The 11,773-nt window shown below is 69.5% G+C and carries 14 protein-coding genes; 10 read left to right on the top strand and 4 right to left on the bottom strand.

Annotated elements, in window-relative coordinates:
• Positions 1-71: 71 nt before the first annotated feature.
• The 3 genes from ACTWPW_RS18920 to ACTWPW_RS18910 all read left to right on the top strand — a co-directional run bounded on the left by ACTWPW_RS18920 (position 72) and on the right by ACTWPW_RS18910 (position 2,551).
• Positions 72-1,220 carry an MFS transporter gene (locus tag ACTWPW_RS18920; protein WP_443169436.1) on the top strand — a complete coding sequence of 383 codons (1,149 nt, stop codon included), beginning with the start codon at positions 72-74 and terminating at the stop codon, positions 1,218-1,220.
• 135 nt (positions 1,221-1,355) lie between these two features.
• The gene (locus ACTWPW_RS18915; RefSeq protein WP_375114810.1) at positions 1,356-1,775 is read left to right on the top strand and encodes a hypothetical protein; all 420 of its coding nucleotides are present in this window, start codon (positions 1,356-1,358) and stop codon (positions 1,773-1,775) included.
• 80 nt (positions 1,776-1,855) lie between these two features.
• The gene (locus tag ACTWPW_RS18910; RefSeq protein WP_443169435.1) at positions 1,856-2,551 is read left to right on the top strand and encodes a hypothetical protein; all 696 of its coding nucleotides are present in this window, start codon (positions 1,856-1,858) and stop codon (positions 2,549-2,551) included.
• Here the strand turns inward: ACTWPW_RS18910 and ACTWPW_RS18905 are convergent.
• Both ACTWPW_RS18905 and ACTWPW_RS18900 read right to left on the bottom strand, forming a co-directional pair.
• Complete coding sequence (locus ACTWPW_RS18905; protein ID WP_375114812.1) at positions 2,520-3,350, bottom strand: undecaprenyl-diphosphate phosphatase; 831 nt, start codon at positions 3,348-3,350, stop codon at positions 2,520-2,522. The two genes, ACTWPW_RS18910 and ACTWPW_RS18905, sit on opposite strands and share 32 nt — an antisense overlap.
• An 85-nt stretch (positions 3,351-3,435) precedes the next feature.
• A complete protein-coding gene (locus ACTWPW_RS18900; RefSeq protein ID WP_443169434.1) occupies positions 3,436-4,245 on the bottom strand; it encodes an NmrA family transcriptional regulator in 810 nt (269 codons plus the stop codon).
• Positions 4,246-4,320: 75 nt separating this feature from the next.
• Between ACTWPW_RS18900 and ACTWPW_RS18895 the strand changes: the two genes are divergently transcribed.
• The 4 genes from ACTWPW_RS18895 (at position 4,321) to ACTWPW_RS18880 (ending at position 6,507) form a co-directional block, all read left to right on the top strand.
• On the top strand, positions 4,321-5,244 hold the full coding sequence (locus ACTWPW_RS18895; RefSeq protein ID WP_375114814.1) for an AraC family transcriptional regulator: 924 nt from the start codon (positions 4,321-4,323) through the stop codon (positions 5,242-5,244).
• Complete coding sequence (locus ACTWPW_RS18890; RefSeq protein WP_375114815.1) at positions 5,241-5,747, top strand: HAD domain-containing protein; 507 nt, start codon at positions 5,241-5,243, stop codon at positions 5,745-5,747. Before ACTWPW_RS18895 ends, ACTWPW_RS18890 begins: the two co-directional genes overlap by 4 nt.
• 64 nt (positions 5,748-5,811) lie before the next feature.
• Complete coding sequence (locus ACTWPW_RS18885; RefSeq protein WP_375114816.1) at positions 5,812-6,006, top strand: PspC domain-containing protein; 195 nt, start codon at positions 5,812-5,814, stop codon at positions 6,004-6,006.
• A gap of 117 nt (positions 6,007-6,123) precedes the next feature.
• The gene (locus ACTWPW_RS18880) at positions 6,124-6,507 is read left to right on the top strand and encodes a hypothetical protein (protein WP_443169433.1); all 384 of its coding nucleotides are present in this window, start codon (positions 6,124-6,126) and stop codon (positions 6,505-6,507) included.
• A 55-nt stretch (positions 6,508-6,562) separates the two neighbouring features.
• Here ACTWPW_RS18880 and ACTWPW_RS18875 read toward each other — a convergent pair whose 3' ends face one another.
• A complete protein-coding gene (locus ACTWPW_RS18875; RefSeq protein ID WP_443169432.1) occupies positions 6,563-6,724 on the bottom strand; it encodes a hypothetical protein in 162 nt (53 codons plus the stop codon).
• 638 nt (positions 6,725-7,362) lie between these two features.
• On the opposite strand from ACTWPW_RS18875, the gene ACTWPW_RS18870 reads away from it, so the two are divergent.
• The 3 genes from ACTWPW_RS18870 to ACTWPW_RS18860 all read left to right on the top strand — a co-directional run bounded on the left by ACTWPW_RS18870 (position 7,363) and on the right by ACTWPW_RS18860 (position 10,154).
• Complete coding sequence (locus ACTWPW_RS18870) at positions 7,363-7,743, top strand: VOC family protein (protein ID WP_443169431.1); 381 nt, start codon at positions 7,363-7,365, stop codon at positions 7,741-7,743.
• Between the two features lie 58 nt (positions 7,744-7,801).
• On the top strand, positions 7,802-8,485 hold the full coding sequence (gene lipB, locus ACTWPW_RS18865) for a lipoyl(octanoyl) transferase LipB (protein ID WP_375114819.1): 684 nt from the start codon (positions 7,802-7,804) through the stop codon (positions 8,483-8,485).
• A gap of 139 nt (positions 8,486-8,624) precedes the next feature.
• Positions 8,625-10,154, top strand: coding sequence for an alpha/beta fold hydrolase (locus tag ACTWPW_RS18860; protein WP_443169430.1), 1,530 nt, complete (start codon positions 8,625-8,627; stop codon positions 10,152-10,154).
• Between the two features lie 57 nt (positions 10,155-10,211).
• Here the strand turns inward: ACTWPW_RS18860 and ACTWPW_RS18855 are convergent, their stop codons facing one another.
• Positions 10,212-11,741 (bottom strand): amino acid permease, encoded by a 1,530-nt coding sequence (locus ACTWPW_RS18855; protein ID WP_375114821.1) that lies wholly within the window; start codon positions 11,739-11,741, stop codon positions 10,212-10,214.
• Positions 11,742-11,773 lie beyond the last annotated feature (32 nt).

The following is an 11,773-nucleotide window of genomic DNA, read 5'->3' as shown; positions in this document are numbered from 1 at the left end:
CGTCCCATTGTTTGACAACAATCCAACTATAAGACAGTTTGATGTGCGTCCAACTTTTTGCTGGAGGGTTCATGAGTTCACGGCTCTATCCGATGGCCGCCGGTAATTTCGCGATCGGTACGGGCATGTTCGTGACGGCCGGGCTGCTGCCGCCCATCTCCGCGGACCTGGGGGTTTCCCGGTCCGCCGCGGGGCAGCTCATGACCGTGTTCGCGCTGGCGTACGCGGTGCTGTCGCCTTTGCTGGCCGCCCTGACCGTACGCATGTCGCGCAGGACCCTGTTGCTGGTGGCCCTCAGCGTGTTCGTGGCGGGGAACACGCTGACCGCGCTGGCCCCGACGTACCCGCTGGTCATGCTGACCCGGGTGATCGCGGCGGCGGGGGCGGCGATGTTCACGCCCACGTCGTCGGCCGTGGCGAACGCGCTGACCGCTCCCGAGCGGCGCGGGCGCGCGCTGGCGCTGGTGATGGGCGGATTGAGCGTGTCATCGGCCATCGGGGTGCCGCTCGGCACGTGGCTGGGGGAGGCCGCGGGCTGGCGGGCCACGTTGTGGATGGTCGCCGGGCTCGGGGTGCTCGGGCTCGTCGGGGTCGCGGCCCTGGTGCCCGAGGTGCACATCCCGGCGTCGGGGCGGTTGCGGGAGCGGTTCGAGCCGTTGCGGGACCGGCGGGTGCTGGCGGTGATGGTCACGCAGTTGCTGATGTTCGCGGCGGGGTTCAGCGCGTACACGTACATCGGGTCGATGTTCGACCTGCCGCTGCCCGCGCTGTTGTGGGCGTGGGGGCTGGGCGGCATCGTGGGGAACATGCTCGGCGGGCGGCTCACCGACGCGTACGGGCCGCGCCGGATGATCCTGTTCGGCCTGAGCGCGTCCGTGGTGTTCCTGGCGCTCATCCCCGTCGCCAACGTGGCGCTGCCCGTCGCGATGGCGTGGGGGTTCCTGTGGGGCGCGGTCGGCTGGATGGTCGCGCCGGCCCAGCAGTTCAGGACCGTCACCGCGGTGCCGGGCAGCGTGCCGATCGGGCTGGGGCTGCTGTCGTCGGCGCAGTACTTCGGGCTGTTCGTGGCGGGGCTGGCCGGCGGGGCGGCGCTGGAGACCTACGGCCGGATCGGCGTGGTCGTGCTGGCCACGGGGCTGGCCCTGGTCGCGCTGCTGTTCACGCTGGTCACCTACCGGGGGGTGGCGATCTCCGCCAAGGTGAGCGTGCCGGCCAGGTAGCGCCGGACGTCGGGCGCGACCAGGTGGGCTTGTGTCGCCGACCCGGGCCGCCCCGTGGCGCCACGTACTCCGGTAGCTGTGTGACCTCCTTTGGTAGGGGTTCGTCGCGCGGTGCTGTCGGCCACAATGCCGGTTGTGCCAGATGACCGTGAACCGCGCGACGATCCCGCACCCGGCGTTCCCGACTCCTCGCCCGTCGAGGATCCGCGCAACGAGCCCGCGCCCTTCGCCGCCGTCGTCCTGCTGACAGGCGGCTCGGCGGTGGCCGTCATGGTGCTGGCCGCGCTCCTGTCCCACCCGCCCGGGCTGAAGTTCCTGCTGCTCGGGCCGGTCGCGCTCGTGGTGTTCGAGGTCGTCGCGTACGAGGTGTGGTGGCAGCGGTGGTGGGGCGCCGTCCCGGGGGCGGTGGCGGGGCTGGCGATCTATTTCGAGGGCCGCCAGGCGCTGGCCGACCTCATGGGCGACACCTGGGCCCACCCGGTCGCGTACGTCACCGCCTGGACACTCTTCGCCGTCGTCTTCGCGCTGTGCAGCCGCTATCCCCGTTCGCTCTGATCTTCTCCGCCTTCCAGGGGATGGCCGGTCGCCCCACAGGCGGACGACGTCCCGGGGCGGGCGAGCCTACGGTCGGCGGCATGTTCAAGGACCAGGTGACCTTTCGCCGCGTCACGGCAGGCGTCCTGCTGATCGTGGCCCCGCTGCTCCAGGCCGTCGCCGTCGTCGTCGATCCCGGCACCTGGGGCGACGACCGGGAGTCGGTCAGCTACGGCGCGAACCCCGCGCTCGCCCAGACCCAGTCCGTCCTCTACCACTGGAGCTGGATGCTCATGGCCGTGGCCGTGCTCGGCCTGGTGCATCTGACCAGGCGCGAGGCCACGCGGCTGGGCCACGTGAGCGGGGTGCTCACGGTGCTCGGCTATCTGCAGCTGTCCGGCCTGCTGCTCAGCGATCCCGTGGAGTGGTGGCTGGGGCAGCACTACTCGCCGGAGGAGACGCAGCGCATCCTCGACGAGATGCTCAACCTGCCCGGAGTGGTGTTCGGGTTCCAGATGCCGTGGATGTTCTTCGGGTTCATCGGCCTGCCGCTGCTGTGCGTGGCGGTGTGGCGGGCCGGGTTCGTCGGGTGGTGGGTGCCGCTGGTGGTGGCCGCCGGATATCTCGGCGGGTTCCTGGTGCCGTATGGGCCGCTGACCGTGCCGTTCTGGGTCGTCCCCGTCGCCGGGCTGGGCTGGACCGGGCTGAAGATCCTGCGCATGGGCGACGAGGCGTGGGCGGCGTACTATCCGGCGGCGGCGCGCGTCAGCCCTGCGCCGGAATCCAGCCTGCGGTGACGGCGAGGATCACGAAGAAGCCGAGGATGATCCGGTAGATCACGAAGATGGTGAAGCGGTGGGTGCTGATGTAGCGCAGGAACCAGGCCACCGCCGCGTAGCCGACGATGAACGAGATGACGGTGGCGAGGATCGTCGGCCCCCACTCGGGGGCCGGGCCCTCGCCGATGTCCTTCAGCTCGAACAGGCCGGAGGCCAGCACGGCCGGGATGGCCAGCAGGAAGGAGTATTTCGCGGCGTCCTCGCGGCGGTAGTCGAGCAGCAGACCGGCGGTCACGGTGCCGCCGGAGCGGGAGACGCCCGGGATCAGGGCCAGCGACTGCGCGAAGCCGTAGATGACGGCGTGGGTGAAGCTGAGGTGCTTCTCCAGCGTGAGCTTGTTGCGGGCGGTGCGGTCGGCGAACCACAGGATGAGGGCGAAGACGATCAGCGTGGTGCCCACCAGGCGCAGGTCGCGGAAGCTCGTCTCGATCTGGTCCTTCAGCGTCAGGCCGAGGATGCCGATGGGCAGCGTGCCGACGATGATGAACCAGCCCATGCGCGCTGCCCAGTGACCGCGCAGCTCCTTGTTGAACAGGGAGCGCGTCCAGGTGGAGACGATCTCCCAGATCTCCTGGCGGAAATAGATCAGCACGGCGGTCTCCGTGCCGAGCTGGATGACCGCCGTGAACGCCGCCCCCGGGTCCTGCCAGCCGGCGAAAGCGGAGACCACACGGATGTGGGCGCTGGAGGAGATCGGCAGGAACTCCGTGAGCCCCTGGATCAACCCCAGAACCACCGCTTCAAGCCAGCCGATCACGACTACACCTTTCGAGCACGCGGGAGTGACGAGGGTGAGGTTAGCGGAATCGGCGGCCCCGCAGGTGTTCTCGCGGGGCCAGGGGCTAGCGCTTCCAGACCTGGGCGTTGGCCCGGGCGAAGTCGGCGAAGTCGCGGGCCGGGCGGCCGAGCGCCTGGTGCACGCCGTCGGTGATGCTCGCGTTGCGGCCGTCCAAAATCTCGGTGAACAGATGGCTCAGGCCCGCCGCCTCTTCGGGCGTGACCCCGTGCGACACCGCCGAGGCGATGTACTCGTCGGTCGTGACGGGGACGAACGTGATCTCCCTGCCGGTGGCCGCGGACAGCTCGGCGGCCACCTGCGCGAACGTCAGCAGCCGTGGCCCCGTCAGCTCGTACACCCGGCCCGCGTGCCCCTCCTGGGCGAGCGCCGCCACGGCGATGTCGACGATGTCCTCGACGTCCAGGAACGGCTCGGGGACGTCCGTGGCGGGCAGCGCGATGACGCCGTCGAGGACCGCGCCGAGCAGGAAGTCCTCGCTGAAGTTCTGCATGAACCAGCTGCAGCGCAGCACCGTCCACTCGGCGCCCGACTCCTGGACGGTCCGCTCGCTGGCCTGCGCCTCCGGCTCGCCCCGCCCGGACAGCAGGACCAGCCGCCGCGTGCCGGTGCGCACGGCGAGCTCCGTGAATGCCTTGACGTCGTCGTACGCGCCGGGGAAGGCGAGGTCGGGGTAGTAGGACAGGTAGACGCTCGTGACGCCGTCGAGAGCGGCGGGCCAGGTGGAGCGGTCCTGCCACTCGAAGGCCGGCGTGCCGGAGCGGGACCCGATCCGTACGGGCAGGTCGAGCGCGGTGAGCCGGTCAGCTATGCGGCGGCCGGTCTTACCGGTGCCGCCGAGCACCAAAATCGTCATGCATCTAGTAAGTCCCCATACCGATAAGACTCTCCATGGTTGAGAAGCGCAATCCCATATGCGATCGTCTAGCCCATGGACCAGCTCGCGGCGCTACTCGACGGCCCGAGAGCGCGCGGCGCCTTCCTGCTCCGCTCGATCCTGGATCCGCCCTGGTCGTTGCGCATCCAGGACGAGGCCCCGCTGTCGGTGATGGCGCAGGTCCGGGGCGAGTCGTGGATCACGTTCGACGGGGGCGAGCCCGTGCACCTGGAGCCGGGCCAGGTGGCGATCGCGCGGGGGCCGGAGCCGTACACCGTGGCCGACGACCCCCGCACCGAGCCGCAGATCGTCATCCACCCCGGCCAGCACTGCACCACGCTCGACGGCGTGTCCCTCTACCAGGCCATGGACCTGGGCGTGCGGACCTGGGGCAATGACCCGGAGGGCGGCACCGTGCTGCTCACCGGCACCTACAACCTGGAGGGCGAGGTCAGCAGGCGGCTGCTCGAAGCGCTGCCCCAGCTGATCGTGCAGCCGGGCGACCCGATCATCTCGCTGCTCGGCGCGGAGATCGTCAAGGATGAGCCGGGCCAGGAGGCGGTCCTCGACCGGCTGCTGGACCTGCTGCTCATCGCGGTGCTGCGGGCGCACTTCGCCACGCACGAGGCGCCCGCCTGGTATCGCGCGATGAGCGACCCCGTGGTGGGCAAGGCCATGCGCATGCTGCACAACAACCCCGCCCACCCGTGGACGGTCGCCACGCTGGCCGCCGAGGTGGGCGTGTCCAGGGCCTCGCTGGCCAGGCGCTTCACCGAGCTGGTGGGCGAGCCGCCGATGGCCTTCCTCACCGACTGGCGGCTGGCGCTGGCCGCCGACCTGCTGCGCGAGCCCGACGCCACGATCGGTTCCGTGGCCAGGAAGGTCGGCTACGGCAGCCCGTTCGCGCTCAGCGCGGCCTTCAAGCGGGTACGGGGCATCAGCCCGCAGGAGTATCGGGGCGTCGGAGCCGTCAGGTGAAACCCCTGCTCCTGCTCGACGTGGACGGCGTGCTCAACCCGATGGGCCGGCCGACCCCGGACTTCCGGCGGTACAGGTGCACGGTCGGCACCGACGTCTACACCGTGCACCTGAACCCCCGGCACGGCCGCCGGCTGCTCGACCTGGCCCTGACCACCGGCTCAGAGCTGGTCTGGGCCACCACCTGGGAGCACCACGCCAACGACTGGATCGCGCCCAGGATCGGCCTGCCCTCGCTTCCCGTGATCTCCATGAGCCCGGACACGCCGAGCGAGCACGGGGAGATGTTCAAGACGCGGCACGTGGCGGAGTACGCGGGGCGGCGGCCGTTCGTCTGGTTCGACGACCAGGTGTGGGCGGAGGACGAGGAATACCTCAGGGTGCATCAGGGGCTCGACGATTTCCTGCTCATCCATGTGGACCCCAGGCATGGACTGACCAGCCGACATCTGGGCATGGCACATGAGTGGCTGACCCTTACAGGGTTTTCTCAGGGTTCCTGACGGGAGTCCCTGGAGCCGGCCATCCGTTCTCCAGACAGGTCGAAAAACCACACGGAGGAACAGCATGTACCGCTCACGAGAGCACAGGATCCTGGCCGGCGTCTGCGGCGGTCTCGCCGACAAGATGGGGCTGCCGCCCACCCTCGTACGGATCCTCTGGTTGCTGCTGTCGCTCATTCCGGGGCCGCTCTGGGTGGTCTACGTCGTGATGTGGATCCTCATCCCGGAAGAGCCGAAGGGCTACCGGACGGCCGCATAATCGCTGGGGGGAATGGTCCGTGCACCGGTCGCAAACCCATGTGCACGGGTCATCAATGACGTTCCGGCCTCATTGGACAAAGCTCTTCTGTACCAGCAAACGGGGACAGGAGAGGAAATGTCCAGGAGAATCGCCAGAAGAATGACGATGAGCCTGGCCGTACTGGCGGCGAGCGCGATGCCGCTGACGGCCGCGGCCGGGCCCGCCTGGGCCGCCGAGTCGGCCGGAAAGAACGTCAGCGCGGAGGTCGGGGGCGCTTATGGCGCCTTCCACCACAACGGGGACCGTTTCCAGCTCTGGGACAAGAGCTGCAACGACCGGCGGGCCGTGGTCCTGCACGTCTACGGATACGGCAAGGTGCGGCACTACTGGAACAAGTCGTGCGGGACGCGCTGGTTCCACACCTTCGACCCGCCGGAGAAGACCTACATCGGAATCAAGGTCTGCGTCGCCTACCGGGGTCTGGACCGCTGCTCCGAACGTAAATGGGGCAGGGCGTAGAAAGCTCCGGCGGTGAATGATGGCGTGTTCGCGGATTTCCGCGGGCGCGCCATTGTCATGGTGGCGCGAGCTGTACCACCCGGTCGCGGACGGTGTCGTCCAGATGGCCTTCGAGCAGCCCGTTGTTCGCGGAGGGCCGGCAGGCGGTGGTGACGCGGACGGAGGCCGGGGGGCCGTCCGCATAGCCGAAGAGCACCTCGAACCGGCCGCCGCCCACCCCGCGGAGCGGGTGGCAGGCGTTCCGGCTCGGCCCGGCGGCGGATCCGGCACGCCACGACCTTGACCGGTCCTTCGGGCACCATCCGCGCGTCCTGCCCGCGCCGGCCGAGCGAGCCCGGGCAGGGCCGCTCGGGCTGGTCGAGGCGCCACGTCCCCGTACGGTAGGCGGCGGTGAGGCTGTCGCCGACGTACACGTGGCTGAGTGCCGTGCCGTTCGTGGTCGTCACGCAGGAGTTCACCTCCTCGGCGCTGCCCAGCCACAACCCCCGGCCGTCGGGGTAGGCGAACCGGACGAGGTAGTTCGTCGCCGGTCCGGCCATCAGCGTGCACGCGATCTCGGCGCCCTCGGTGCCGACCGGAAGGTAGCCCAGGTCATGGGCCATCGCCCTGGCCTGGCCGGTCAGGGTCCGCGATCCGGCCAGCCCGCCCGACCGGGTGTTTCCCGGATATGCGCAGATCAGCGCGCTGACCGGGCTGCCGGGCACCAGCGAGTCAGCGGCGCCGTCGAGGCCGGACGGGGCCGGCACCCAGCCGTGGGTCTCACACCGCCTTGGACGCCATTCGCCCGCCTGTCGGTTCACTCCTCCCGCCCCGACTTCCGGCGCGGCCGTCGCCCCGGGCTCGTAGATTGGGCGGGTGATTCGGATCGACCATCTCGACCACCTGGTCCTCACCGTGACCGACATCGACGGCACCATGGCCTTCTACAGCCGGGTCCTCGGCATGGAGCCGGTGGTGTTCGAGGGCGGCCGCCACGCCCTGCGCTTCGGCGTCCAGAAGATCAACCTGCATCGGGCGGGCGCGGAGATCGACCCGAAGGCGGCCCGTCCCACGCCCGGATCCGCCGATCTCTGCCTGATCAGCGCCGTCCCGATCGAGGAGGTCGTGCGGCACCTCGAGACCTGCGGCGTACCGGTCGAGGAGGGCCCGGTCCCGCGTACGGGGGCGCAGGGCACGATCACGTCGGTCTACTTCCGCGACCCCGACGGCAACCTCATCGAGGTCTCCACCTACTGAGGCCACCGAGGGTCCGGGGCCGTGCTCCCGGGTCCGGGACCCGGCATATCCTCAAGGCATGAGGGCTAGGCCGCTGACGCTCATCCAGGATGAGCTCGTCGACTACGACAAGGCGATGGAGCGCATGACCGACATGGTCGGGCAGCGCCAACGGGACGAGCGGCCGGACACGCTCTGGCTGCTGAGCCACCCGTCCGTCTACACGATCGGGCGCCGCACCCCGGTCTCCCACCTGCCCGACCCGGGCCGCGGCATCCCCGTCGTCGAGACCGGTCGCGGCGGCCAGCTCACCTACCACGGGCCCGGCCAGCTCGTCGGCTACCTCATCGTCAAGCTCGACGAGGGCGAGGGCATCGTCGACTACGTGCGCGAGGTGGAGCTGCGGCTGGTGGCGGCGCTGGGCAAGCTGGGCCTGCCGGCCGAGCGCCGCGACACGCCGCCGGGGTCCGAGTTGCTGACCGGCGTCTGGACGGCCGAGACCGGGCGCAAGATCGTCTCGATCGGGATGCGGCAGAGCCGGGGCGTCACCAGCCACGGGTTCGCGCTCAACGTCGACGGCGACCTGACGCCGTGGGACTGGGCCGTCGCCTGCGGGATGCCGGACGTGGACATGACCTCGCTCAAGCGCGAGCTGGGCGCCACCGCCGCCACGCAGGACGCCGCCACCGACGCCGCCACCATGGGCGCTGTCACCATGGACGACGTGCGGGCCGCCGCCGCGGAGGCGTTCGAGGCGACCTGACGGCCGAGGTCATCCTCAGGGAGGAAATATTGTCATTCCTTCCTGCCCATCCGCCGAAATACGCAATGATCCGCTTTGGTCACACGCCCCGACGGGGGGATCGACTGAAGATTGGAGCATTGTGCGAAGAAGAGTTTCCATGCTCGCCGCCGCTCTCCTGGCGCTGGCGACAGCGTTACCGATTTCGGCGGCCAATGCGGCCACCGGCACGACCACGGAGAGCACGGAGAGCACGGAGAGCATCGCCTGGGCGCCCTGTGAGGAGGAGCCCAGCGCCGAGTGCGGCAAGCTGACCGTCCCGATCGACTGGTCCAAGCCGGACGGGCCGAAGGTCGACATCGCCGTGGCCCGGCGCAAGGCCACCGACCCCGCGGCGCGGGTCGGATCTCTGGTGATCAACCCCGGGGGGCCGGGCGGGTCCGGGGTGGAGGCCGTCTACGGCGCCCCCGGCTCCTACACCGAGGAGCTCCAGCGGCGCTTCGACATCGTCGGCTTCGACCCCCGGGGTGTCGGTCGCAGCAATCCGGTGATCTGCTCGGCGTCCGTCTACAACCAGATGCCGCACACCGTCATGAAGAGCCAGGCCGACTTCGACGCCTGGAACGCCTTCACGAAGAAGCTGCACGCGGACTGCCGGGCCCGTACCGGTGCCCTGTACGACCACGTCGACTCCGTCGACGTCGCACGTGACATGGACGCCCTCCGCGCCGCCCTCGGCGAGGAGAAGCTCACGTTCTACGGGATCTCGTACGGCACCCTGATCGGGCAGATGTACGCCGAGCTGTTCCCGCGCCGCGTCCGGGCACTCGCGCTCGACAGCAACATGGACCACAGCCTCGGTGTCGAGGGCTTCCTCGCCACGGAGGCGCTCGCCGTCGAGGACGCGTTCGACCAGTTCGTCGGCTGGTGCGACCAGGACCCGAGCTGTGTCCTGCACGGCCGCGACATCCGCGCGATCTGGAAGGACCTGCTGGACAAGGCCCGGCGCGGTGAGCTGACCTACCCGAGCACGGGCCAGAAGATGACCGAGCTGCAGGTCATCTACAACGCCGCGCTGGGCAACGAGGGGCCCGACTGGCACACGCTGAGCCAGACGATCAACTGGCTGGCCGGCGGGGAGCCGCCGGACTGGGTGCCGCCGCTGCCCGGTCGTGGCCCGGTGGAGGGGGACGTCGCGTACCTGCCGACCGCGATCCTCTGCCAGGACTACAACCTCCGGTTGCGCAACTACACGGAGTACGCCGCGCTCATGCACGTCTCCAACCGGCTCGCGCCCGACACGCGGTACCACCCGTACCCGATCGACGACCTGCCGATCTGCATGAACTACCCGACCACCAACCCCCCGCACTCGCTGAAGTACACCGGCGACGCCCCGCTGCTGCTCGGGAACTCGCTGCACGACCCCGCCACGCCGTGGATCTGGTCGGCCAACGCGGCCCGCCAGCTCGGCTCCAAGGCGGTGCTGCTCACGTACGAGGGCTGGGGGCACCGCATCTACGGCAAGGACAAGTGCCAGACGGACATCATCGACGAGTACCTCATCTCGCTGAAGGTGCCCCCGCACGGCACCCGCTGCGCCGTGGGCACGCCTGAGGAGAGCCTGCTCAAGCGCCAGCCGCAGCGCACGTGGCCGACGGACCGGCTCAGCTGGGGCGTTCCGGCCTGACCTGCTCGTGGGTACGGCCCGCCCGGGCCGTACCCACGGCTTTCCACTTGACGGCTCCTACTTGGCGGGGACCTCGTCGATCGTGCGGCGGGGACCCGTGAACCAGTGCCGGGCCGACAGGGCCCACCACAGGGCGATCCCGATCAGCACCACACCCACCGCGATGGGCGCGTAGTTGACCGACGTCCAGGCGAAGTCCGCGTTGCCCGGCACGCCGGCCGGCGAGAACGGCATGATGAAGTAGATCGACACGATCACGATCTCGACGCAGGCGATCCAGCACAGGGCCTTGTACTTCTTCCCGAGCGTCCACGGGCCGGGCTGGAACGCGTCGCCCATGCGCAGCCGGAGCCAGATCGGGATGAGGAACGCCAGGTAGAGCCCGATGACCGCGATCGACACGACGGCGTAGAACGCGACCGGCGTGGTCAGGCCGGGAGGGGCGTAGAGCGCGGGCAGGGTGATCAGCGCGGCCGCGACGCAGCCGGCGATGATCGCGTTCACCGGGGTGCGGTTGCGGTCCACCCTGGACCAGAGCCGCCAGCCGGGCACCGCCCCGTCGCGCGAGAACGCGTACGTCATCCGCGACATCGACGTCACGCAGCTCATCCCGCAGAAGAACTGGCCGATCGTGGAGATCGCGAAGATCGCCGTGGCCAGCGGGGACGAAAGCGCGGTCTCGAAGATGGCGCCGACGAATCCGCCCTGTTTGTTGATCTCGTCCACGTTCGTGGCGGCGAACAGGAAGGCCAGCAGCAGGATCCATCCGCCGATGGCCGAGTAGAAGATCGACTGCCACAGGCCGCGCGCCGCGCTCTTCGCCGCGCCCTGCGTCTCCTCCGACACGTGGGCACAGGCGTCGAAGCCGGTGATCGTGTACTGGGTGAGCAGGAAGCCGAGCGGCAGCACGTACAGCCAGAAGGGCAGCCCGTCCGAGCCGTCGCCGAAGCCGGAGTTGTTGTTGGTGCCGAAGAAGACGAAGCTCGCGGACTGGTGGTTCTCCGGGGCGAAGATCAGGATGGCGACCACGATCGCGGCGCCGGCCACGTGCCACCAGACCGAGATGTTCTGCAGCAGCGAGATCAGCTTGTGGCTGTAGATGTTGATCAGGGCGTGCAGCGCCAGGATGATCACGAACAGCAGGAACGCCTGCGGGAGAGTGGCCTCCCACGCGCCGCCGGTCAGCCGGTTGAGGGTGATGTTGAGGAAGGTCGCGCAGCCGTAGTCGACGGACGCGGTGACGGCGATGAGGCCGATCAGGTTGAGCCAGCCGGTGAACCAGCCGTGGATCGGCTTGCCCAGCTTGGCGGCCCACCAGTAGATGCCGCCCGCCGTCGGATACGCCGACACCAGCTCCGACATGCAGAAACCGATGATCAGGATGAACAGGGAGATCAGCGGCCAGCCCCAGGAGATGGCGATGGGGCCGCCGTTGTTCCAGGCTTGTCCGAAGGTGGTGAAGCAGCCGGCGAGGATGGAGATGATCGAGAAGGAGATGGCGAAGTTCGAGAAACCGCTCCAGGTGCGGGCCAGCTCCTGCTTGTAGCCGAGCTCGGCGAGTCGCCTGGAATCCTCTTCAGTGGTCATTGAGGTCTCCCTGGGGGCGTGGAGGACGCTCC

It is taken from the genome of Nonomuraea sp. KM90 (assembly GCF_052246675.1).
Lineage (GTDB): Bacteria > Actinomycetota > Actinomycetes > Streptosporangiales > Streptosporangiaceae > Nonomuraea.
This window is presented reverse-complemented; position numbering and strand designations above follow the sequence as displayed.